The sequence below is a fragment of the Spirillospora sp. CA-128828 genome, assembly GCF_050945415.1.
GTDB lineage: Bacteria > Actinomycetota > Actinomycetes > Streptosporangiales > Streptosporangiaceae > Spirillospora.
Genome location: NZ_CP191986.1, coordinates 1,391,220 through 1,413,322, shown reverse-complemented (window position 1 = coordinate 1,413,322; position 22,103 = coordinate 1,391,220). Strand labels below are relative to the sequence as shown.

General features: G+C 70.3%; 21 protein-coding genes and 2 pseudogenes. 7 read left to right on the top strand and 16 right to left on the bottom strand.

Annotated elements, in window-relative coordinates:
• Positions 1–23: 23 nt before the first annotated feature.
• Positions 24–665 carry a response regulator transcription factor gene (locus ACQPXG_RS07305; protein ID WP_433466844.1) on the bottom strand — a complete coding sequence of 214 codons (642 nt, stop codon included), beginning with the start codon at positions 663–665 and terminating at the stop codon, positions 24–26.
• Complete coding sequence (locus ACQPXG_RS07300) at positions 650–1,909, bottom strand: sensor histidine kinase (protein ID WP_433466843.1); 1,260 nt, start codon at positions 1,907–1,909, stop codon at positions 650–652. Before ACQPXG_RS07300 ends, ACQPXG_RS07305 begins: the two co-directional genes overlap by 16 nt.
• Positions 1,910–2,060: 151 nt before the next feature.
• Between ACQPXG_RS07300 and ACQPXG_RS07295 the strand changes: the two genes are divergently transcribed.
• The 4 genes from ACQPXG_RS07295 to ACQPXG_RS07280 are packed head-to-tail and all read left to right on the top strand — an operon-like array spanning position 2,061 to position 4,871.
• A complete protein-coding gene (locus tag ACQPXG_RS07295; protein WP_433466842.1) occupies positions 2,061–2,495 on the top strand; it encodes a hypothetical protein in 435 nt (144 codons plus the stop codon).
• Positions 2,496–2,554: 59 nt separating this feature from the next.
• Positions 2,555–2,959 carry a GntR family transcriptional regulator gene (locus tag ACQPXG_RS07290; RefSeq protein ID WP_433466841.1) on the top strand — a complete coding sequence of 135 codons (405 nt, stop codon included), beginning with the start codon at positions 2,555–2,557 and terminating at the stop codon, positions 2,957–2,959.
• On the top strand, positions 2,956–3,837 hold the full coding sequence (locus ACQPXG_RS07285) for an ABC transporter ATP-binding protein (protein WP_433466840.1): 882 nt from the start codon (positions 2,956–2,958) through the stop codon (positions 3,835–3,837). The genes ACQPXG_RS07290 and ACQPXG_RS07285 overlap by 4 nt, the downstream gene beginning before the upstream one ends.
• Complete coding sequence (locus tag ACQPXG_RS07280; protein ID WP_433466839.1) at positions 3,834–4,871, top strand: ABC transporter permease subunit; 1,038 nt, start codon at positions 3,834–3,836, stop codon at positions 4,869–4,871. The genes ACQPXG_RS07285 and ACQPXG_RS07280 overlap by 4 nt, the downstream gene beginning before the upstream one ends.
• A gap of 8 nt (positions 4,872–4,879) precedes the next feature.
• On the opposite strand, the gene ACQPXG_RS07275 is transcribed toward ACQPXG_RS07280, so the two are convergent.
• The gene (locus ACQPXG_RS07275; RefSeq protein ID WP_433466838.1) at positions 4,880–5,638 is read right to left on the bottom strand and encodes an IclR family transcriptional regulator; all 759 of its coding nucleotides are present in this window, start codon (positions 5,636–5,638) and stop codon (positions 4,880–4,882) included.
• A gap of 126 nt (positions 5,639–5,764) precedes the next feature.
• Here ACQPXG_RS07275 and ACQPXG_RS07270 point away from each other — a divergent pair, with 126 nt between their 5' ends.
• Both ACQPXG_RS07270 and ACQPXG_RS07265 read left to right on the top strand, forming a co-directional pair.
• Positions 5,765–7,717 (top strand): acyl-CoA dehydrogenase family protein, encoded by a 1,953-nt coding sequence (locus ACQPXG_RS07270; protein WP_433466837.1) that lies wholly within the window; start codon positions 5,765–5,767, stop codon positions 7,715–7,717.
• Between the two features lie 249 nt (positions 7,718–7,966).
• Complete coding sequence (locus ACQPXG_RS07265; protein WP_433466836.1) at positions 7,967–8,791, top strand: class I SAM-dependent methyltransferase; 825 nt, start codon at positions 7,967–7,969, stop codon at positions 8,789–8,791.
• A gap of 307 nt (positions 8,792–9,098) precedes the next feature.
• Here the strand turns inward: ACQPXG_RS07265 and ACQPXG_RS07260 are convergent, their stop codons facing one another.
• From ACQPXG_RS07260 to ACQPXG_RS07250, 3 genes are all read right to left on the bottom strand, one after another.
• Positions 9,099–11,987, bottom strand: a complete 2,889-nt coding sequence (locus tag ACQPXG_RS07260; RefSeq protein WP_433466835.1) for a helix-turn-helix transcriptional regulator — start codon at positions 11,985–11,987, stop codon at positions 9,099–9,101.
• Between the two features lie 42 nt (positions 11,988–12,029).
• A complete protein-coding gene (locus ACQPXG_RS07255; protein WP_433466834.1) occupies positions 12,030–13,064 on the bottom strand; it encodes a CaiB/BaiF CoA transferase family protein in 1,035 nt (344 codons plus the stop codon).
• A 165-nt stretch (positions 13,065–13,229) separates the two neighbouring features.
• On the bottom strand, positions 13,230–13,595 hold the full coding sequence (locus tag ACQPXG_RS07250) for a hypothetical protein (protein ID WP_433466833.1): 366 nt from the start codon (positions 13,593–13,595) through the stop codon (positions 13,230–13,232).
• 263 nt (positions 13,596–13,858) lie between these two features.
• On the opposite strand from ACQPXG_RS07250, the gene ACQPXG_RS07245 reads away from it, so the two are divergent.
• Positions 13,859–15,556, top strand: coding sequence for a recombinase family protein (locus ACQPXG_RS07245; RefSeq protein WP_433466832.1), 1,698 nt, complete (start codon positions 13,859–13,861; stop codon positions 15,554–15,556).
• A 96-nt stretch (positions 15,557–15,652) separates the two neighbouring features.
• Here the strand turns inward: ACQPXG_RS07245 and ACQPXG_RS07240 are convergent.
• The 10 genes and pseudogenes from ACQPXG_RS07240 to ACQPXG_RS07195 form a co-directional block, all read right to left on the bottom strand.
• Positions 15,653–17,193, bottom strand: a pseudogene (locus tag ACQPXG_RS07240) (replication initiator).
• A 146-nt stretch (positions 17,194–17,339) separates the two neighbouring features.
• Positions 17,340–18,797, bottom strand: a complete 1,458-nt coding sequence (locus ACQPXG_RS07235) for an FtsK/SpoIIIE domain-containing protein (RefSeq protein WP_433466831.1) — start codon at positions 18,795–18,797, stop codon at positions 17,340–17,342.
• Positions 18,798–18,880: 83 nt separating this feature from the next.
• Positions 18,881–19,174 carry a hypothetical protein gene (locus tag ACQPXG_RS07230; RefSeq protein ID WP_433466830.1) on the bottom strand — a complete coding sequence of 98 codons (294 nt, stop codon included), beginning with the start codon at positions 19,172–19,174 and terminating at the stop codon, positions 18,881–18,883.
• The gene (locus ACQPXG_RS07225) at positions 19,174–19,452 is read right to left on the bottom strand and encodes a hypothetical protein (protein WP_433466829.1); all 279 of its coding nucleotides are present in this window, start codon (positions 19,450–19,452) and stop codon (positions 19,174–19,176) included. Before ACQPXG_RS07225 ends, ACQPXG_RS07230 begins: the two co-directional genes overlap by 1 nt.
• Entirely contained in the window at positions 19,452–19,877 is a 426-nt protein-coding gene (locus ACQPXG_RS07220; protein ID WP_433466828.1) for a plasmid replication, integration and excision activator, read from the bottom strand. Before ACQPXG_RS07220 ends, ACQPXG_RS07225 begins: the two co-directional genes overlap by 1 nt.
• Positions 19,878–20,002: 125 nt before the next feature.
• Entirely contained in the window at positions 20,003–20,428 is a 426-nt protein-coding gene (locus tag ACQPXG_RS07215; protein ID WP_433469913.1) for a UTRA domain-containing protein, read from the bottom strand.
• Positions 20,429–20,527: 99 nt separating this feature from the next.
• Positions 20,528–20,692 (bottom strand): annotated as a pseudogene (locus ACQPXG_RS07210) (GntR family transcriptional regulator); the annotation flags it as partial.
• Positions 20,693–20,876: 184 nt separating this feature from the next.
• On the bottom strand, positions 20,877–21,101 hold the full coding sequence (locus ACQPXG_RS07205) for a helix-turn-helix domain-containing protein (protein WP_433466827.1): 225 nt from the start codon (positions 21,099–21,101) through the stop codon (positions 20,877–20,879).
• Between the two features lie 91 nt (positions 21,102–21,192).
• Positions 21,193–21,699 (bottom strand): ATP-binding protein, encoded by a 507-nt coding sequence (locus tag ACQPXG_RS07200; RefSeq protein ID WP_433466826.1) that lies wholly within the window; start codon positions 21,697–21,699, stop codon positions 21,193–21,195.
• Positions 21,696–22,076 (bottom strand): hypothetical protein, encoded by a 381-nt coding sequence (locus ACQPXG_RS07195; protein WP_433466825.1) that lies wholly within the window; start codon positions 22,074–22,076, stop codon positions 21,696–21,698. The genes ACQPXG_RS07200 and ACQPXG_RS07195 overlap by 4 nt, the downstream gene beginning before the upstream one ends.
• Positions 22,077–22,103: the final 27 nt, after the last annotated feature.

Here is a 22,103-nt window from a genome sequence, read left to right as displayed (position 1 = left end):
CGCCGCCGAACCGGACGACTGGATCAGGTCTGGTTCAGGTAGGTGAGGACGGCGAGGACGCGGCGGTTGCCGTCGTCGGTGATGCCCAGTTTGCCGAACATGGACGTCGTGTATTTGCTGATGGCGCTTTCGCTGAGGTAGAGCCGCCGGCCGATGGCCTGGTTGGACAGTCCTTCGGCCATGAGGCCGAGCACGGAGTGCTCGCGTTCGGTGAGCCCTTCGAGACGCCGGTTGGAGGACCCGCTGGACAGCAGTTTGCCGATGACGGCGGGGTCCATGGCGGTGCCGCCGGCGGCGACGCGCTCCAGGGCGTCGATGAACTGGTCGGCCTCGAAGACGCTCTCCTTGAGGAAATAGCCGATGCCGCCGCTGCCGTCGGCCAGGAGTTCACGGGCGTACAGCTGCTCGACATGCTGGGAGAGGATCAGGATCGGGAGTCCGGGCACTTCGCGGCGGGCGGTGAGAGCCGCCCGCAGGCCCTCGTCCGACTGGGTCGGCGGCATGCGGACGTCGACGACGGAGACGTCCGGCCGCCATTTCAGCAGCGCGTCGACCGTCTCGGGGCCGGTGGTCGCCGTCGCGACCACCTGGTGCCCGTAGGCCTCGATGAGGCGGACCATTCCGTCGCGTAGGAGGTAGAGGTCTTCGGCTACAACGATTCGCATGGCACCGCCATTGTCGCGCGGGTCGGGCCGCCCGGCGGGCTGGTGATCTCCAGCGTGCCGTCGAAGACGGCGAGGCGGCGGCGCAGTCCCTCCAGTCCGCCGCCGGTGCGCGCACCGGCCCCGCCCCGGCCGTCGTCCTCGACGTGGACGACGATGGCGGTGCCGTCCTCGGCGATGGAGATCCGCGCGCGGGTGGCCCGAGCGTGCTTGATCGCGTTGGTCAGCAGCTCGGCGATGCCGAAGTACATGGCGGACTCGATCGGCGGGTCCAGGCGCAGCCGGAGGTCCGCGGTGACGGTCGTTTCGAGAGGGCTGTCCATGCCGAGGGTGCGGACGGCGTCGACGAGTCCTCGCTCGTTCAGGACCGGCGGGTTGATGCCCTTGACCAGTTCGCGGAGTTCGGTCACCGATGTGGCGGCGCCCGTCCGCGCCTCCCGGAGCAGCGCCTTGGCCTGGTCGGGGTCGGTCTCCATCAGCTTCTCCGCCGTCGCCAGGGAGAGCCCGAGGGCGACGAGGCGTGCCTGCGCCCCGTCGTGCAGGTCCCGCTCGATCCGGCGGATCTCGGCGGCCTGCGCGACCGTCGTGTCCGCGCGCTGGGCCGTCAGCTCGTCCACCCGGTCCGCAAGTTCCATCGCCGGCGTCGCGCGCAGGAAGCGGACGGCCACCGGCTCGACGGGCCGCCAGGCGTAGGGGGCCGTGGCGATGGCCACGACCAGTCCGAGCGCCCCGGCGGCGCGCGCGGCCGGATCGGGATGGCCGAGCCCGAGGATCGCCGCGGCCACCCCGGCGGGCGGAAGGCACGCGACCACCCCGGCGGTGAACGGCACGAGCGCCGTGAACCGGAGGTCGCGCCAGTTGGCGGGGTCGCGCCACCGGACCCGCCACTTCTGGTCCAGCAGGGCATCGTGCTTGGTGCGCTCGTAGCTGTAGCCGTTCCACCAGTACCCGGTGGACATCCGCGTCACCGGCCCGGCCTCCCGATAGCCGGCGGGGATGACGGTGCCGGTCCACCTCACGACGAGGTGGCGCACCATCTGGCAGACCGGACGGGACAGTGCGAGCGTGCCCACGCACACCAGCACGAGCGGCGCCACCCATGACCACGGGTTCGTCGCGCCCCACCAGATCCCCAGCGCCACAGCGGCGGCCCACACGGCCGGTACCAGCATGCTGACGGCGGCGACAACGCACGCCCGCACGAACCCGACGCCGGCGTGCCCCAGCCACGAACCCAGCTGCCTCATGTCTCTTCCTTCGCGTTCCGTTCGGTGCCTCTACTGTGCACCGTGCGAAGCCCGCTGCCGCCCTGGTCAGCCGAGGAGTGGGTCTAGCCCCACCCACCCGTGCGTCCAGGCCGATACCGGATCGGACACGCGCTTCCTAGCGTCGATGACCATGGAAACCGACACGCACACCACGACCGTCAACATCGACCAGCCGTACGTCCGGCGAGCCTTCGCCAAGGTGAAGAAGTTCGTCGCCGCCTACGGGGCACTCGCCGTCGCCGTCCTCATCGTGGACGTCATCCTCTCGATCGCCGGTAACGGGCTGACCTCCTTCATGTGGGGCCGGACGGGCGGCGTGCTCGCGAGCGCCGCCGTGACCTACTGGCTGACCGGTCTCGCGGCACGGGGATCGCGGCCGGCCTTTGTCCGCGTGCGCATCATCTCGGTCGTCGTGCCGATCGCGATCGTCGCCGTCGACCTGATCCCCGGCGCCCTCCCGCCGTGGTTCGTCGCGATGCAGATCGCGGCCGCCCTCGTCCTCGCCCCGACCGCGTTCATCGTCAACGGACCCCGGCTGCGGGACGCCTTCCGCAAGGCGCGCTGAGCCTCGCCGCATTGACAGACCGTAGACCTACACCTCTAAAGTACTAGCATCCTAGTTAAATGGAGGTGACGGTGATCGAGTTCCATCTGGACACCGGGTCAGGTGTGTCGCCGTACATGCAGCTCGTGCGGCAGGTGCGGCATGCGCTGCGGCTGGATCTGCTGCGGGTCGGCGATCAGCTGCCCACCGTCAAGGACGTGGTGGCGCAGCTCGCGATCAACCCGAACACCGTCCTCAAGGCGTACCGGGAGCTGGAGCACGAGGGGCTCGTCGCGCCGCGGCCCGGCGTCGGGACGTTCGTGACGCGGACGCTGGCGGGCGGGTCGCTCGCCGCGCACGGGCCGCTGCGCAAGGACCTGGAGCGCTGGCTGGCCAGGGCGCGGCTCGCCGGGCTGGACGACGAGAGCATCGAGGCGCTGTTCATGACCACATTTCGGTCCGCCGGTCAGGAGGACATAGCGTGACCGCCGTCCTTGAGGCCCGAGGGCTGGGCAAGAAGTACGGGCAGCGGTGGGCGCTGTCCGGGTGCACGCTCGATGTCCCCGCCGGGCGGGTCGTGGGTCTGGTGGGCCCGAACGGGGCCGGGAAGACCACGCTGCTGAACCTGGCGGTCGGGCAGGTGGCGCCGACGGCCGGGAGCATCGAGGTGCTCGGCGGTCGTCCGGCGAGCGGGCCGGCGCAGCTGGCGAAGGTCGGGTACGTCGCGCAGGACACGCCTACGTACGCCGGGCTCAGCGTCGGAGATCACCTGAAGCTCGGCGCCCGGCTCAATCCGGGGTGGGACGACGCCGTCGCGCGCGAGCGGATCGGCCGGCTCGGGCTGGACCTGGGGCATCGGGCCGGGAAGCTGTCCGGCGGGCAGCGTGCGCAGCTGGCGTTGACGCTGGGCATCGCCAAGCGGCCCGAGCTGCTGATCCTGGACGAGCCCGTCGCCGCGCTCGACCCGCTGGCCCGGCGCGAGTTCCTGCAGAGCCTGATGGAGGCCACCGCCGAGCATTCGCTGAGCGTCGTCCTGTCGTCCCACCTGGTGTCGGACCTGGAACGCACATGCGACTACCTGATCGTCCTCGTGGACTCGCGCGTCCAGGTCGCCGGGGACGTCGACGAACTCCTGGCCGCCCACCACCGGCTGACCGGACCGCGAAGGGACGCGGGCACGCTGCCGGCGGACCAGCACGTCGTGTCCGAGAGCCATACCGACCGGCAGAGCACGTTCGTCGTCCGCACGGACGGCCCGATCCACGACCCGGCCTGGACGGTCGGCCAGATCAACCTGGAGGACCTCGTCCTCTCCTACATGGCCGCGGCCCCGAGCCGCCCCGCGCTGGAGGCGATCCGATGATCTGGCTGACCTACCGGCAGTTCCGCGCCCAGGGTGCGGCGGTGTTCGGCGCGCTCGCGGTCCTCGGCGTGGTCCTTGCGATCACCGGGCCGGGCCTGGCGGACGACTACGGCAGCGGGCTCGCGTCCTGCACGACGGAGAGTTCCTGCAGCCGGTTCGCCAGGACGTTCTTCAACGACCACCAGGTGTACTACGGTGCCATGATCGCGATCGTCATGGTCCTCCCGGCCCTCATCGGGATCTTCTGGGGAGCGCCGCTCATCGCCCGCGAGCTGGAGAGCGGCACGCACCGGCTCGCCTGGAACCAGAGCGTCACGAGGACCCGCTGGCTGGCCGTCAAGCTCGGACTCGTCGGGCTGGCCGCCATGGTCGCCGCCGGGCTCGCCGTCCGCGCCGCGAACTGGTGGTCCGAGCCCCTGGACAAGGCCGTGGCCGACCGGTTCCCGCGGATCGAGCCGCTGTCCTTCGACGCGCACGGCGTCGTCCCGATCGGGCACACGGCCTTCGCCTTCGCGCTCGGCGTGACGGCCGGCGTCCTCACCCGCCGCACGCTGCCGGCCATGGCGATCACGCTCGCCGTCTTCACCGTCGTCCAGGTCGCGATGCCATTGTGGATCCGCCCGCACGTCATCCCCCCCGAGACCGCTACCGTCGCGATCACGTCGGAGAACCTCTCGCAGATGACGCTGGACCACGACGCCAAGGTCATGCTGGTGGAGACGGAGGCCGCACCGAGGTCATGGACGCTCACGAACCACACGGTCGACGCGTCCGGGACCGAGGCCAGGCTGCCCGGTTCCCTGGTCATGGGAGCGTGCGCACCCGCGCCACCAGAGGCGGGCCGCGAAGCCCCCGACGGACCGCCCGAGAAGTGCTTCGCCGAGATCGCCCGGCTCGGCTACAAGCAGAAGGTGGTCTACCAGCCCGCCGATCGCTTCTGGCCGCTCCAGCTGGCCGAGACCGGTCTGTTCGCCGTGGTCTCGCTGGGCCTGTCCGGTCTCTGCTTCTACTGGACGCGCCGCCGCCTCTCCTAAGAGTCCGCTCAGCCTGCGAGGGTCAGGGTGCGCTGGATGCGCTCAGCGGTCTCCCGCATCCGGTGCGCCGACCGTTCGATCTTGGGGAGCTTCCCGGGACGGCACGAGATGGCGAGCGCACCGCGGACGCTCCCGGCCGCGTCCGTCACCGGGACCGCGGCGCAGCCCGTGCCGAGCGCGTACTCCTCCCGGTCGAGCAGCAGCCCGCCGGCCGACCGCAGCGTGCGCATCAGCCGTTCGGGCTCGGTGATCGTGTGCGGGGTCAGGTCGTGGAGCGGATGCCGGGACAGGTAGTCGCGGCGCCGGTCGTCGTCGAGCTGGCTCAGCACGCACTTGCCCATCGCGGTGGCGTGCGCGGCATCCTCGAAACCGACCCACAGGTCGACGCGCGGGGTGCGCGGGCCGTCGGCGATGTCGATGAGGCGGATCTCGTCGTCCACCTGCATGCCGAAGTAGGCGGCGACGCCCAGCTCGTCGCGCAGCGCGACCAGGGTCGGGCGGATGCGTGCGAGCAGCTGCTGCGTCCTGCTCTGCCCGTGCAGGGCCTCGACCCGCTCGCCGAGCACCCAGACCCCGTCCTGCAGCCGGGTCGCGTAGCCCTCGTGGGCGAGGGTGCGCAGCAGGTGGTACGTCGTGGCGAGCGGCAGCTTCGCCTCCCGGGCGAGCTGCTTGGCGGGCGCGCCGTTCGGATGCGACGCCACCGCCTCCATCAGATGCAGGGCGCGTTGCACCGAGGCGATGAGAGTCGGTTTGCGTGTCTCATCCATTACGCACAGCGAACCCCTCTGGCCTGGTCCGGTCAAGGCCGTCGGCGACGGTCCGGACTCATTGGAGCATTTCTGCTCTCCGGCCGGGCAGGGTTTCCCCAACCGGCCACGGGAAGGTTCGATCACATGAGCCAGCGAACCCATGCGCACGTCGACGAGCGGACGGCCCGGAAGGTCGCCGAGGAGGCCCGGGAGACCGAGTGGCGGCTGCCGAGCTTCGGCAAGCAGCTGTTCCTGGGCGACTTCCGCCTCGACCTGATCCATCCGCATCCGCGCCCGGCCGAGGAGCCGCGGCGCCGCGGCGAGGAGTTCCTCGCCAAGCTCACCGAGTTCTGCGCCGCCGAGATCGACCCCGCGGTGATCGAGCGGGAGTCGCGCATCCCGGACGATGTCATCAAGGGCCTGCGGGACCTCGGCGCGCTCGGCATGAAGATCCCGGAGAAGTACGGCGGGCTCGGGCTCGGGCAGCTCTACTACGGCCGCGCGCTGATGGTCGCGGGGTCGGTCAGCCCCGCGATCGGCGCGCTGCTGTCGGCGCACCAGTCCATCGGTGTCCCGCAGCCGGTCAAGCTGTTCGGCACCCGGGAACAGCAGGACGCCTGGCTGCCGCGCTGCGCGCGGGAGGTCAGCGCGTTCCTGCTCACCGAGCCCGACGTCGGCTCGGACCCGGCCCGGCTGCGCGCCGCCGCCGTCCCGGACGGCGACGACTACGTCCTCAACGGCGTCAAGCTCTGGACGACCAACGGCGTCATCGCCGATCTCGTCGTCGTGATGGCGCGCGTCCCGAAGTCGGACGGGCACCGCGGCGGCATCTCCGCGTTCATCGTGGACATGGACACGCCCGGCATCACCGTCGAGAACCGCAACGCCTTCATGGGGCTGCGCGGCATCGAGAACGGCGTCACCCGGTTCCACGACGTCCGCGTCCCGAAGGCGAACCTGATCGGCGCGGAGGGCGCCGGCCTGAAGATCGCGCTCACCACGCTGAACACCGGCCGGCTGTCGCTGCCCGCGATGTGCGCGGCGAGCGGCAAGTGGGCCACCAGGATCGCGCGGGAGTGGTCGAAGGAGCGGGTGCAGTGGGGCCGGCCGGTCGGCGAGCACGAGGCCGTGTCCCGCAAGATCGCGTTCATCACGGCGACCGCGTACGCGATGGAGGCGATGCTCGACCTGTCCGGCCAGCTCGCGGACGACGAGCGGGGCGACATCCGGATCGAGGCGGCGCTCGCCAAGCTGTGGTCGTCGGAGATGGCGTGCCGGGCCGCGGACGAGCTGGTCCAGCTGCGCGGCGGGCGCGGCTACGAGACCGCCGAGTCCCTCGCGGCCCGGGGCGAGCGCGGCGTCCCGGCCGAGCAGGTGCTCCGCGACCTGCGCATCAACCGGATCTTCGAGGGTTCCACCGAGATCATGCACCTGCTGATCGCCCGCGAGGCGGTGGACGCGCATCTGTCGGTGGCGGGCGACATCATCGACCCGGACGCGTCCACCGGGGAGAAGGCGCGGGCGGCGGCGAAGGCGGGCGGGTTCTACGCGCGCTGGCTGCCGACGCTCGTCACCGGCGCCGGGCACCGCCCGAACGCCTACGCCGAGTTCGGGCCGCTGGCGCGGCATCTGCGGTACGTCGAGCGGGCGTCCCGCAAGCTGGCCCGGTCGATCTTCTACGCGGCGGGACGCTGGCAGGGCGGCCTGGAGTACCGGCAGGGGTTCCTCGGCCGGATGGTCGACATCGGCGCCGAGCTGTTCGCGATGAGCGCGGTGTGCGTCCGCGCCCACGCCGACGCGTCGGCGGAGGGCCCGCCGGTGGGCCCGGGCCCGGACGGCGCCGCCGCCCCGGGCAGGTCCGCCCTGCTGCTCGCCGACGCGTTCTGCCGGCAGGCGCACGTCCGCGTCGAGGAACTCTTCGACGGGCTGTGGCGCAACACCGACGCGATGGACGTGAAGCTGGCGCGGGCCGTCCTCGCCGGAGACTTCGCCTGGGTGGAGGAGGGCGTGCTGGACCCGTCCATCCCGGGGCCGTGGATCGCGTCGTCCGAGCCGGGACCGAGCAGCAGGGAGGACGTCCACCGCACCATCCGCTGACACCGCGCCCTCCTCTGACCTGGCGACACGCCCAGCGGGCGCCCGCGATCGATCACCGCGGGACGTCCGGCGCGTACGCATGGATAGACTGACCCGACCTTCGCGCCAGAGATCGAACCGTCCCACGGGGATCTGGTCGCGGCTCCGGAGCGGAGCGCCGGCGGAGCGGGGGTGTGGGGGTCGCCCCCACAGGAGAACGGTCCGGCGAACGAGAAGCCGAACGCCAACGCACCCAGCGAGCGGGAAGTAATGCAGTCACCTGGTCAGAAGAAGTCCATCGCAGGCACCCTCCTCAACCTCATCGGCAGCGGCCCGAAGAAGTCCGGCCCCGCCGCCGCCGGGCCCGCGCCCGACGGGGACGTCGTCCAGCCCGCCGCCGGTGAGGGCGCGCTGGAGAACCATCTGGGCGGGGACGAGGCCCGCAACTACCGCAAGTACGAGTACGACACCATCGCGCCGCACGTCGGCCGGTCCATGCTGGAGGTCGGCTCGGGTCTCGGGCACTTCTCCGAGCAGTTCGCCGGACGCCTGGACTACCTCGTCGTCAGCGACAACGACCCGTACTGCGTCGGCGAGCTGCGCAATCGCTACGAGGACAACGACGACGTCGAGGTCATCGACCTGGCCCTGCCGGCCGACATCAAGATCCGGCAGAAGGTCGACACCGTCGTGATGATGAACGTCCTGGAGCACATCAAGGACGACGTCCAGGCACTGCGCGACCTCGCCGCCGTCACCGAGCCCGGCGGCCGCATCGTCATCTGGGTGCCCGGCTACATGCAGCTCTACGGCGACTTCGACCGCAAGGTCGGGCACGTCACCCGGTACACGCCGGCCACGCTGGAGAAGTCCGTCCGCGAGGCCGGGCTGGTCCCCGAGGTCCTCAAGCCGATCAACTTCCTGGGCGGCATCGCCTGGTGGTTCGCGGTCCGCCGCGGCGGCGCCGGCTACCCCGACCCGAAGCTCGTCAAGATCTACGACCGGACGGTGGTGCCGCTCACCCGCACCATCGAGCGCTTCGTCAAGCCGCCGTTCGGGCAGACGGTCATCTGCGTCGCGCGCGTCCCGCGCTGACCCGCGCCGCACGGACGGGGACAGGTCACGGAAGCCGACCTGTCCCCGTCGCTTTTTTCTGTCGCCCGTAACGGTATGTCTCGCGCCGCGTCCGGGCCTACGGACCGCGACACTGGTCAGTGGCCCGACGGTCCCGGTTCGCCTCTCCGGGCGGCGAAGCACCGCCTGCTTCCGCGGGCCGTGACCGAGAAGGCCGGCCACGAAGTTCCCGTGTGGTCCGACGGTTCGTGTGGCGGGGGTCAGCGGAGGGGAGATCCCCGCCACCGAATCAGCTCCGGCGGGATCAGGCGCGGCAGGATCCGCACGATCAGGCGTCGACCCTCGGTGCGGCGAACAGGGCCAGGCGATGGGCGGTGGCGGCGGCCTCGCCGCGGCTCGTCACGTCCAGCTTGCCGAGGATGTTCGACACGTGGACGCTGGCCGTCTTCACCGAGATGAACAGCGCCTCGGCGATGTCGCGGTTGCTGCGGCCGTCGGCGACCAGCCGCAGCACCTCGTACTCGCGGGGCGTGAGCCCGAGCGGTGCGGACGCGTCGGTCCGGCGCGGCATCCGGGTGCGGCGCAGCAGGTCGGCGATCTGCCCGGCGAGCGGCGCGGCGCCCAGCCCGTCCGCGAGCTCGGCGGCGGTCTGCAAGGCGTCCGCCGCGGCGTCGTGGTCGCCCTCGGCGAGCGCCGCCTCCGCCGCGCGGGTCAGGGCCCGCGCCCGGTAGTAGGGGTTGGCGAGCGCCTCCCACTCGGCCGCGGCCTCCTCCCAGGCGGCGCGGTCGAGAGTGCCGCGCGCCCGGGCCAGTTCGGCGGCGAACGTGAGGCAGTGCGCGTGCTGGAGCGGGCCGCTGGCTTCGAGGCCGGCGGCGCGCTCCTCGAACCGGTGCAGATGGTCCGCGGCGGCGTCGCCCAGTTCGGTGCAGGCCGCCGCGCCGACGGTGAGCGCCGGCCACGCGTAGCGGGCGTCGTCCGGCATGCCGCCCTTGTCGAGGACGAGGCGCAGGGCGTTCAGCGCTTCCTCGGGGCGTCCCTCGGCGGAGGCGATGCTCGCCTCAAGCCAGAGGGTGCTGAAGTAGTCCTGTGTCTTCAGCCAGTTCAACTTGAGCCGCAGGATCTCGCGGGACCTGGCCAACTGCGCCCGGGCGGTCGCGAGGTCGCCGCGCACCAGCGCCACCCAGCCCGACAGGACGAGCAGCGACGTGCGGGTGGTGATCGCCGGGTCCTGCTCCAGCGCGTGGTTCATCACGGCCATGGCCTCGTCCCACCGGCCGAGCGAGACCAGGGGCTCGGCCTGGTTGATCGACAGGAACGTGCCCTGGGTGCGGGCCACGCCGTACTCGCGGGCGAGCGTCGTGCCGCGTTCGGCGACGGCGGCGGCCTCCTCGTGCCGTCCGGCGCCCTCCAGGAAGTGCGACTTGATCACGTAGTAGCGGAGCAGCACCCGGTGGTTGCGGCTACGCTCGGCCGTCTCCCCGACCTCGGTCAGGCGCCCCTCGTCCTCGTAGTCGATGTGGGCGCAGAACAGCGTGATCAGCGCTTCTGCCTCCGCGATGGGGTCGCCGAGGGCGCGCGCGATGGCGAGCGACTCCAGCGCCGCCTCGCGGGCCTCCTCCATGGAGATGGTGATGCGCACGTAGTTGCCCAGCGTGGACAGCGCCCGGGCGCGCAGGATGGTCGGCGGGTCGGCGGGCAGCGCCTCCACCGCGGCGCGCAGATCCTCGACGAAACCCGGGCGCGCCAAGTGGTAGAGCATGCGGCCGCGCAGCTCCAGCAGCATCGCCCAGCGGGCGGTGTCGCGCTCGCCGTCCGCGGCCTCGACCTCCTTGAGCGCGGCGGTGACGAGCTTGACGCCGCGGTCGTACTCGCCGGCCGCGTCGGCGGCGGCCGCGGCCTCCTCCATCACGGTGACGTGGTCGACGCCGATGTGCTCGGCGGCGTCCGGCACCTTGTCCCAGAGCTGGAGGACGCGTTCGAGCATCGCCAGACGTTCCGCGTAGGCGACCGCCTTGCGGGCCTCCCCGGCGGCGCGCCAGGACGCGACCAGCGCCCACGTGCTGTCATGGGCCTGCATCCAGTGGTAGCTCAGCTCCACCCAGAGCCGCCCTGCCGAGACGAGCCCCGGGTCCTTTTCGAGGGCCTCGGCGTAGCGGGTGTGGAGACGCGTGTACTCGCCGGGCAACAGGTCGTCGTGAACGGCCTCGCGAATCAGGGCATGCCGGAATGCGTAGCCGTCGCCGTCGACGACGAGGACGTTGGCGGCCACGGCGGGCCGCAGGACGCGGGTCAGCGCGGCGTCGTCGAGCCCGGACACGGCCGCCAGCAGCGCGTGCTCGATCCGGGTGCTGCCGCCGCTGGCGTCCCGCAGGACGTCCTGCGTCTCCTCGGGAAGCCGCTGGACGCCCGCCAGCAGCAGGTCGCGCAGCGACTCGGGCAGCTCGCACGCCAGCGTGCCGTCGTCGTCGAGCAGCGTCTCGATGAACAGCGGGTTGCCCTCGCTGCGGGCCTCGATCCGCTCGACCAGGCCGGGCGGTGGCGTCTGCCCGAGCAGCTGGGTGACGAGGGCCTCGACGTCGGCGCGGGGCAGCCGGCCGATCTCCACCCGGCGGACGCGTTCGAGCCGTTCGAGCCCGGCGAGCAGCGGACGCAGCGGATGGGTGCGGTGCAGCTCGTCCGACCGGTACGTCATGACGATCAGCAGCGGCGCGGTGCCGAGATTGCGGATCAGGAAGGCCAGCAGGTCGCGAGTGGAACGGTCCGCCCAGTGGGCGTCCTCGATGACCAGCACGAACGGGCCCCGCTCGGCCAGCCGCTCCAGCAGCGTCAGCACGACCTCGAACAGCCGTGCGCGCTCCTCGCCGGACGCGGTGTCCGACTCCGGCTCCCCGAACTCGGGCAGCAGCCGGGCCAGGGCGCCGGTGTCGCCGCGCGGGACGAGCCCGGCGACGCCGTCGATGCCGATGTCGCGGACGAGCCCGCGCAGGACGGTGGTGAACGGCGCGAACGGCAGGCCGTCGGAGCCGAGTTCCAGGCAGCCGCCGACCAGCACCCGCGCCTCGGCGTCCTTGGCGAACTCCCGGATCAGGCGGGTCTTGCCGAGCCCGGCGTCGCCGCCGACGAGCACGGCCCCGGGCGCCGCGGCGAGAGCGCCCCTGAGCCGCCCGAGTTCGGCGGATCTGCCGACCAGGACGGGACTCATCGCGCGTGCGTTCACGTCACAAGCATGCCAAACGTATCGGACAATCCGCCCGGAATTTCAGTCCGTGAGACGCCGCCAGGTCTGGCCTCGGTGCTCGTCCAGCCTGGGGACCGCTCCCTGCGGCAGGGGCGGGTGGACGGTGGTCCGCACGGGGCCTTCCTCCTGAATCCTCCGCTCCCGGAAATGGTCGAGATCGAGCATCTCGGCATGCGAGACGAGTGGCGCCACCGGTGCCCCCGCCTCGCCGAGCCTCTCGATGGCCTCGGCCTGCGTCAGCCCGGCCACCGCGGCGGTCACGGCCGCGTCCAGCTCGCCTATCCGCCCGAGCCGTTCGGCGAAGGGAACGTCGGCGTGCTCGTCGATCCCGAGGGCGCGGCAGGTGGCGGCCCAGAGCCTCTCCTCGGACACGACACCGAGGGTGATCTTCCGGCCGTCCTTCGTCGGGTAGACGCCGTAGCCGGGGACGGGCCCCGCGCCCGAACGCCGCGTCGCCGCCGGCACGGTGCCGACCCAGTGCGCCAGGACGTCCGCCATGCCCAAGTCGATGCGGTCGCCGACGCCCGTTCCGCGCGCCTTGAGGCAGGCAGCGGTGATCGCGAACGCGGCCATCGTCGCGGCCGCCATGTCCGCGAGCGGGAGCTCGTCGGCCTCCGGCGAGACGGCGTCGGGCGGCAGCGCGGCGGCGTACGCGCGGTAGTTGATGTCGTGCCCTGGGACGTCCTTGAGCGGCCCTTCCGCCCCGTACCCGGAGATGGAGCAGTAGACCAGGCGCGGGTTGAGCTCTCGCAGGGTTTCGTGCCCCACCCCCAGCCGCTCGGCGACACCCGGCCGGAACCCTTCGACGAAGACCTCGGCGTCCTTGGCGAGCCCCCTGAGGGCCTTGAGCCCGTCCTCGGACTTCAGATCGAGCGCGATGCCGCGCTTGTGCCGGTTGAGGACGTCGAAGTGGTCGCCGAACATCCGCATCGGCTCCCCGCCGGGCGGCTCCACCTTGATCACGTCGGCGCCGAGCTGGGCGAGCAGCTGCGTCGCGTACGGCCCGGGCCGCCACATCGTCAGGTCGAGGACGCGGAGTCCGTCCAGCGGCGCCATGGCGCTCCTCTCGCATGTCGTCCGCCTCACCGTGCCGGTCCGATGCGGCGACCGTCAAGCGAGCGCTTGGTCGACAACTCGATCCTCCGGGACCTTCCCCGGCAGAGGAAGAGCCCGACCTGCGAGAGCAGGTCGGGCACTTGTCCTGTCCGGGGCCGTCCGATCTCACCGGCCCAATCGGGCCGAACACAAGCCGACGGCGACACCCGCGGCCATACCGCAGATGAGATTGACGAGAAGGGCGTAGCCAACGGGGATGTCCCAGACCGGGGCGGCCAGGGCGACGCAGCCGATGACGGCGAGCACGATGCCACCAGCGATGTGGCGGGCGAGCTTCCTGCCGGCGGCGGCGTCGGGGCCGTCGAGGCCGCAGAAGACCCCGGCGATGCCGCCGATGCCTCCGCCCAGGGTGTGGAGGGAGAGATCAGCGAGAGCGAAGTCCGAGCCCTCGATGAGGGCGCCGACGAGGGCGCCGATGAAAGCGCTGATGAAGGCGCCGACAGCGTACGCGGTCCGGCGACGATTCTTCATAGTGGATTCCCTGGTTGTGTCGGGTGCTCGTGCGGCACGGGCACCGGGTTGTTTGCGTGGACGCTCGTGGCTTCACCACGGTTTCGGGCTCTACCGTGCCAAGCGCGGCCCTCCCGGCAAGCGAGCCGGGATGTGATCCCGGCCGGTCATGCGTGTTGACGCGGTGTCCAATTCGAGTGAGGCTGGCCGGGAGGTGGTTCGCCATGCGGTTCTCGCTGTTCTACGAGCAGCAGATTGACTAACGAATCTCTAGACTTAGAGGCATGCCAACCCCCGAAGACCTCCGCGTCCACGTCCCCGAGTGCGTACCCGTAACTGCCGAATACTTTCCGCTCGGCCGAGGCGGCCTGTCGTACTGGCTCATCCTCGATCCGCACACGTTCAGCGCGGGAGGCCCCGTCGTCGCCGGGGGGTACGCCCGGATCTCCCGCGACGAGGACCGTAGCCTTCGGGGCATCAGCAAGCAGATCACCGACGTCATGGAGCGCGCCGACGAGCTTTGTTGGCCACTGTCCCGGCTGTACGTGGACGACGACCTCACGGCCGCCAAGTACGGCGTTGTGCGGCCCGCGTTCGAGCAACTGATGAGCGATCTCGCCAAGGGCGTCATCAATGCCGTGATCACATGGAAGTCTGATCGATTCGCGCGTCTTGACTACGACCTGGCCCGGGTCTTTCGGGAACACGGACTCAAGCGGAACACCAAGCACGGCGGGATTCACTTCGCATCCAAGGCCACCATCTACGACCTGGACGACCCCGCCACGCACCAGCGCCTCACGCTTGAGATCTCCATCATCGGGACAGGCGAGGTATCGGCCATGCGGGAACGGCAGACTCGTGAGCACGCGCGCAAGGCCAGTGCGGGGCAACCGACCGGAGGCCGCCGAGGGTTCGGCTACCAGGCCACTCCCGAGGCACTGGCCGAGTTGCGGGAAGCCGAGGCATCCGCAGACAAGCTGCGCATTGACGCGGCCAAGAAACGCGTCTGGTACGAACTCCGCTACCGACAGGACCCGCGCGAAGCGAAGGCGCTGCGGGACGCCCGAAGGCGCGTACTGGCCGGTGAGAAGCTCACGGCCCTCGCACGGGAGTGGAACGAGGCGGGCTTGCTGACCCCACTCGGCAGGTTGTGGACGCAGAGCGTGATCAAGGCGGTACTCACCTCGCCAAGGCTGGCGGGATACCGCATCTACCGAGGTGAGATAGCGATTGGCCGTGATGGCAAGCCGGTGTTCGTTGAAGGTCAAGACCCCGTCTTCACCGTTGCCGAGCACGAGGAGATCGTGGCCTACCTCGCCGGCCGCTCCACGAGCCGAGCCAATCCGGCGCCAGGACAACGCCGATTCCTGCTGGCGTCCTTGCTGCGGTGCGGAGTGTGTAAGGGCCCGATGTACGGCAACGTGGTGGCTGGGTACAGCAAGGCAACCAAGACGTGGGAGAAGCGGCAGCGCCGGGTCTACAGGTGCAGCGGCGACGCAACATCGTGCGGGAAGATGACGATCAATGCCGACCGGACAGACGAGCATGTGATCGAACTTGTAGCCCGGCACATTGACGAGTTGTCGCCCGCGATCGTCCCAGGTGACAACGCGAAGTGGGATGGCGAGGAGGAGTTGGCCGACGCGATCAGCAAGCGCGACATGTGGGCCGACAAGATCGACTCTGGCGAGACCAGCGAGTCGTTCGGCATGTCGCGGGTCGCCAAGTGGGAGAACACCATCAAGGAACTGCGCCGTCAACGTCAGACATGGCAGCGCACCGCCACCGAGACCCACGCCCGTGTACTCGATAGCGGGAACGAACTGCGCGCCCTGGCGAAGGATCCAGCGACCATCGACCGGCAACGCGCCATCATTGACCGGTACGTGACGGGCATCCTGGTCAGGAAGCTTCCGCCAAAGGGACCGAAGTTCCAGCCTGAGCGCCTCGTTCCGCTCTGGCTTGAGCAAGAATCCTGACCGTGTCGCGGGCTTGGGCCTCACTGATGGGCGGTGCTTTGGCCAACTGCGCAGCGAACCATCGTTCCGACTCCTCAGACCACTTGTTCTCACCGCTCACGCAGCCCGCCTAGTTGCCGAATGATCGGGAGTGTCGGTCCGGGTTGCTTGGTCGAGTTGTGCTTGTCGGGTGACGCGTTCGTTGATCATGTGCATGAGCCGTCGTTCGATGGGCTTGACGTCGGGGTCGCCTGGTCCGGCGCGTTCCCAGACGTGGACGGCGTTCGGGTTGGCCGGGTTGAGCACGGGGATACCGGCCTCAGCGAGGCGGGCCAGGACCCACGCCTTACGGTCCGCCTTGTGGTCGGCGAGGGTCTTGCCGGACCATTTGCGGGAGACCAGGACGCGGCGGCCGCCGTAGCCGAGGTGTTCGTGTCGGTGTGCCTTGCCTTTGCAGTAGCCGGGGGTGAGGCCCTTGCGGGGTTCTTGGGCTGGACGCCGTAGCGCAGCCAGTTCGCGCACGTCGGTGAGCACGGCTCATAGCGGAGCGCTTCGGCCATCCGATCGGCATGTTCACGCTGCGTCGCAGTCTGGGCGGTGTGGCATTCGGCGACGCCCTTGACCAGGTACTTGGTCAAGTAGCCGATGAGCTTGCGGGACTTCGGGGAGTCGGGCATCACGCCTTGGGCGTCGATCTGCCGCCCGAACTTCACCACGTGGAGCGGTTCGGCATCCTCGTCCAGGCCCACGGCGTCCAGCGCCTCATCCCAGGTTGGGAGGACTTCACCGGTAGTGGGGTCGAGGTAGCCGCCATTGTCGCCCGCAGCGTCGTCCCAGACCGGGAGGTGTTCGCCGTCGAAGACGACGCGGTCGGTGGGAGGCCACCACACTTGGTGATAGGTGGCCGCCACCACCTGCCGCAGTTCGGCGCGGGAGATGGTGCCCCGGATGGCCATGTGCAGGTGGGGAGCCAATCGCCGCTGCGGTTCGACGGTGGCGAAGTACTGGACGTCGTAGCCGACGAACCGGCGCAGGTTCTGCACGAACCGGTCCACCAGCTTGGAGAAGTGCAGGGCATCGCGCGTGGCCCGCGTGTAGTCGTACGTCGCCGGGTCGACTGGGGTTCCGTCCGAGCGCACCCGCCCGTAGGAGTCCAGCGTCAGGGTCAGGAAGATCGACGGCCGGAACGTCTTGCCGTCACGGCCCCGGAACACCTTGCCGACCGTGCGGGAGTCGACCGGACGCCGAGGCAGATCCGGAGCGTCCTGCCGCCGCCGAGTCGACCGGGCACGCCGGCCTTTGCTCTCCTCGCCGGTCTTGAGCGAGCCCCGCACGCCGGAGCGTTCGAGTTCGATGTCGAGGTCACGCACCACGGCATCCCAGAACTCCGGCCCTTCCCCGTCCGCCGAACCCTCCTCGGCCGCACGGTCACGGGCCGATTGAGCTTGTGCCCGCAGTTCCATCCACGCGCGTTGCTCATCATCGGGGTCAGCGCGGGTGATGACGGGTTCTTCGGTCAGGTGCCAGCCTTGGGAGCACTGGACGGCGCGGAGTTTGCGCTTGCGTTCGGCGCACGAGGGGCACACCGAGGCCATTGTGTGATTGCACGGGACGTACACCACCTCAGCCGCGCCCGTGTTGAGGTCCACGCGCCGCATCGGCACCGGCCGGATGCAGACGCCGTGTTCGACCGCGACCGCTTCCAGCACCCCGCGCGCCAGCGGGGGCAGCGTCTTGACCACCGGTTCCGGGGCGGGTTCGGGCTCAGCCGCTGGGGATGCGCGACCGTCGAGGGTCAGTTGATTCACGCCGCCTCCACATCAGGGAAGCCCAGCGCGACCATGTCTTTGATGTCGTCATCGGACACATACGCCGCCCGCACCCGCACCGGATCCGGACTCGCCTCCAGCCGGACGAAGCCGACACCAGCGCCGACCTCGGGGATAGAGGAGATCTCGTCGGCCAGGGCGCCACGGTCGCGGGCGCCGTCGCCGAGCACCATGTCGACTTGGTCGTCTTCGTCCAGGCGCAGCGCGATGCGGTCGGGGAACAGGTTGCGCAGGTTGTTGACCTCTTTGCGGGCGTCCTGCTGCGCGCCGATCACGCAGTACCCGACCGACCGGCCCTGTGAGGTGAGCACGGCCAGCGCCGACTCGGCCCGCTTTCTCAGGTCGCGGTCGGGGCAGTAGGCGGTGAGGAAGGCCAGTTCATCGACCACGATGACCCGGAACGGGTGCTCATGCGACGGCGTGAACGAGCGGGTGACGCCTGCGAAGCGTTCGGCGCGGGCGTTCATGTCCTCGGCCGCCGCCTCCAGCAGTTCAACCATGCCGCCCTTGGGGTCGTCGCTGTAGCGCCCGCACCGTTCGAACAGCGCCCGCCCAAAGGACAGTTCCATGCGCTTGGGGTCGATGCCCCACACCTCCACCAGCCCGGACAGCATCCAGGGCAGCAGCGCACGGATGATCGACCAGATGACCGACCCCTTGCCGGCCCCGGTTGCGCCCGCGATGAGGACGTGGGTGCCGAGGAGCCGGAGCCGCCAGGGTGAGCCGTCCTCGGCCCGTCCGATCTCCAGCCCGGACAGGTCGACGTCGGCAGGGTCCGGGATCGGGAGTGCGGGGATGGGGACGGCGAGGGCATCGCGGCGGACGAACTCCAGCCAGATCCGGCCTGGACGGTCCCCGTCCCGGACGCGGACGAGGGTTGCGCCGAAGCCGTGCGCCAGGTTGACCGCGACCTGTTCCCAGGCGTCCGGGGCCTGGCCCTTGAGCATCTTCACCAGCACCCGATCCGACGTCGGGCCGCAGCGGACCCGGACCAGGGAGGGCAGGTATTCGCGCCCCTTGTGGACCTTGGTCAGTCCGGCGGTGACGAGGACGGGTTGCCAGTCGCGCCGGTAGATCGTGACGAGCCGCCATCGGGCCCGGACGGGACGGGCGATCCAGCGGACGAAGGACGGATTGTCGACCAGTGCCCACGCGCTCAGGCCCTGGAGGACGAGGGCCAGGACGATGACGGGGACCGTCCACCCGAACCGGTAGCCGAGCCAGCCCAGGCCGGACGCCACGGTGACGGGGACGATGTTGCGGACCAGGAAGGCGACCGTCCGGACCAGGATGCGGACGGCGTTGACGATGAGCACCAGGCCCTCGGGCATGTGCCACACCGGAGGGGCCCATTTCGGGGGCGCGAACGGGTCACGCTGCGCTTCGACGGCGACGTTGTCGCCCGGACGGATTTTGCGGAACTCCCATGCCATGATGGATCACCTCTTCGTTGCGTTGTTCAGGGGAGAGAAGCGGGGCGGCCGGAGGTACCAGCTCCAGCCGCCCCACCTGGTTTTCAGGCCGCAGGTGCGGCGGACTGTGACGCGGTGTGGAGCCGTTCCACCTCGGCCGCGTACCGGGCGAACAACTCCGCGAGCTGGCGGGCGGTCGCGAGGTCTTCGGCGGTCGGCGCGGTCGGGTTGGTCGGCATGATGACCACACGGGCGCCTGCGTGCGAGATCGAGATCTGCGCGCGGTCACGGCCACGCGGGCACAGCACCGAGACCTCCCGGTCGGGCCGCAAGGCCACGTTCACCGATGCCGTCCCGTCCGGGTCCACATTCACCGTGGTGTAGCTGTAGGCGTCCATCAGGCAGCCACCCCCTTGCCCGACGACCGGCCCGACGAGGGACGACGGCCGGAGCGATACAGCCGCTCCACCTCCACCGCGTACGCCGCCGCCTGCTCGGCCAGCCCCCGCGCGAACTCCACATCCCCAGCGTTGACCCGCTCCGGGAGCGTGAGGGTGACCAGCACCCGACCCGCCGACACCGTGAACAGCGGAGTACGCCCCCGGAACGGCTTGAACTTCACCGACGCCGACGCGTCGATGGGCAGCGACAGCGCCGACATGCGCCCGCCCGCCATCAGGCAGCGTCCTTGGCCGCGTTGTCCTTGCCCGTGCGGGAAGCGCCGCCGCCCTTGAAGTTGGCCGGACGGACCGCAGCCGCCTTGAGGCTGTAGGCCAGCCGCCCGGTACCGGAGTTGACGTAGGGCGTCACCGCCAGCCCATCGAACTCCACCGGCACGAACGGGAACCCCGCCGGAGCCTCCGGCACGATCGGCTGAACCGGCCCGGTCAGCTTGACCTTGAACGTGCCCTTGGACTCCGGATCGGCGTCCAGGACCTCCACCGCCCAGACCAGTTCGCCCGTGTCCTTGTCGCGGGCCTGGACGAAGTTCTCGGGGGTCGACCGGTCGAAGTCCCGCACCGGCTCCACCCCGCCCTTGATGAACGCCCCGAACGGGAACACGTCCCCGAACGAGACCTTGAACGGACCCCGTACCGCCATCGCGATCACACCCTCTCGATCGTTCTTACTGACGACAACTCGCTTTGTCGAGTTGCTGTACTTAGAACGTACCCGAGAGATCCGGATCTTCAACCGGTGAAAGACGACTTATCGAGTGATCTGCGTCACAAGCCGTAGCTGTCTTCGAGGACATGCAGCGAGCCCGGTAGGGCGACCTCCACCACCAGGACCGTCCGCCCGGCCGAGTCCACCACCGACCCCAGGACCGACAGCACCGGCTCACCCTCGACCAGGTCGAGCGCATCGCGTTCATCGCTGGTCGGACGACGGGCCCGCAGCCGTTCATCAATGCGGGTCAGTCGTTCGGTGATGCCCGCCGTCATCAACTGACGGACCGGCACCGTCAACGGGCCCTCCTGGTCCAGGCCGGTAGAGCGCGCGACATCCAGCGGAGCCCACAGCGAAACCAGTTCACTCGCGATGTCGTCGTACAGGCCCACGTACCGCCGCAGCAGGACCGGAGCCGACTCGGCCAGGCCCAGCAGCGCAGCCACCTGGTTCGGTGCAGGACGGCGGCCGACCTCCAGCACCCGGACAGACGACCCCGTCTCCTGCCGATCCAGGACCGCCAGACCGGGCCGGCTACTGTCCGAGGCCCGCGACGGGGAGGCGGCTCTAACGAAGGTGCCCCGCCCGTGCTCGCGATGCAGCTCACCCAACAGCGCCATCTCATTGAGGGCGCGGACCACCGTCGGTCGCGACGCCCCGAACTCCCGCCCTAGCGCCGCCTCAGACGGGATCGGGTCCCCAACGGGATAGGTGCCGTCCGTGATCCGACGCCGAAGCGTCTCCATGATCTGGACGTACTTCGGGGCGTACGAAGCGTGATCTGCCACGAGGTCCTGCCAACAGCTCGACAACACGAGTAGCACCAGCAAACCAGACGCCACCGGCCGCTGTCACGCTTTCACCGGTCCCGAGCTGGCAGTTCTTCACCCTGTCGTCCGCAGCCTGTCTGCGCGTCGCCGCTCATCACGATCAGGCCCCATCGGACAAGAAGGACTCGACCTGCTGACGGCTGAATCGACGGACGCCCCCCAGCGTGCGGACACAGGCCAGCTTCCCGTCATCAGCCCAGCGCGCCACGGTCTTGGGGCCGACACGGAACATATCGGCTACATCGCCAGGGCTCAGGAGCTGCTCAGGGCTGAAGTCCCAGCCGTCAATGATCAGCGGCCGGTTGATCGTTCGCTTGAGTCTCACGGGGGGGTTTCCATCTCGTTGAAGGCGATCGGCGGACGCTCGGGGAAACCCACCAGACCAGGGGACCCGGCAGGGACGCGCCGGGGGTCGTCTATCGGGTTGTCGTCGGTGCGGTCGGCCTGTCCACGTGCGGCAGGGGCCCGACCACCGGACGGCCCGCCGACCGCGCGGCGGACAGCATGCACGCGTAATCGATCGCGATGCGCGCCCAAACGATCTTGCCTGCTCCCAGGCTGCACCACCCCCAGCCACCGGACGCGAACGCCTGAACGATGATCAGCCCGCGCCCGCACTCCGCACCGTCACGCGGCGCTTGCAGCTCGGGGCGCCCAGGGTGCCCGTCCCACACGCACACCTCTACGCCTACATCGATCCGGCTCACCCAAGCCCGGACCGTGGCACCCTTGCAGAGCCTTGCGGCATTCCCTGCAAGCTCACCCATGATCTGACAGGCGTCGCTCTCGTAGGCCGCCAGCCCCCACCCGTCCAGAGCCTCACGCACCAGAGCGCGCGTCAGATACACGCTGTCCGGACACGCCTTGGTCAGCGTCTGCCTGCGCTGATGCGCCAAGGTGTCCACTTGGGCTGTCGCGGTCATCGGGTGCCGGCCTTTCCACCGGCGACCATTCCGGCCAGCACCGCCGGAGCCGACTCGACCTCATCGACCGGCACAATCCCCTCACCAGAGTCGGCCCGCACGAACCACCACACCCCGCCGACCCGCTCACACCCCACATGCACCGACCGCGCCCGATCCGCCCCGCTCACCACCAACAGCACCGGCGGCCCGCCCTCCCGGCTCACCAGCCCACACGACAACGGTTCCTCGCTGCGTCCGATTACCGCGTCCAGCGCCGCCAGATGCAGCCGACGCGCGCCCATCGCGTGATTGAGCCGAGCGGACCGACCGCCATCGCCCGCCGTCGACTCCATCGGCCCAGTGACCACGGTGGCCTTTCCCGTCTCACCCGCCATCGCAACGTCTCTCCCTTCGGTGTTCGG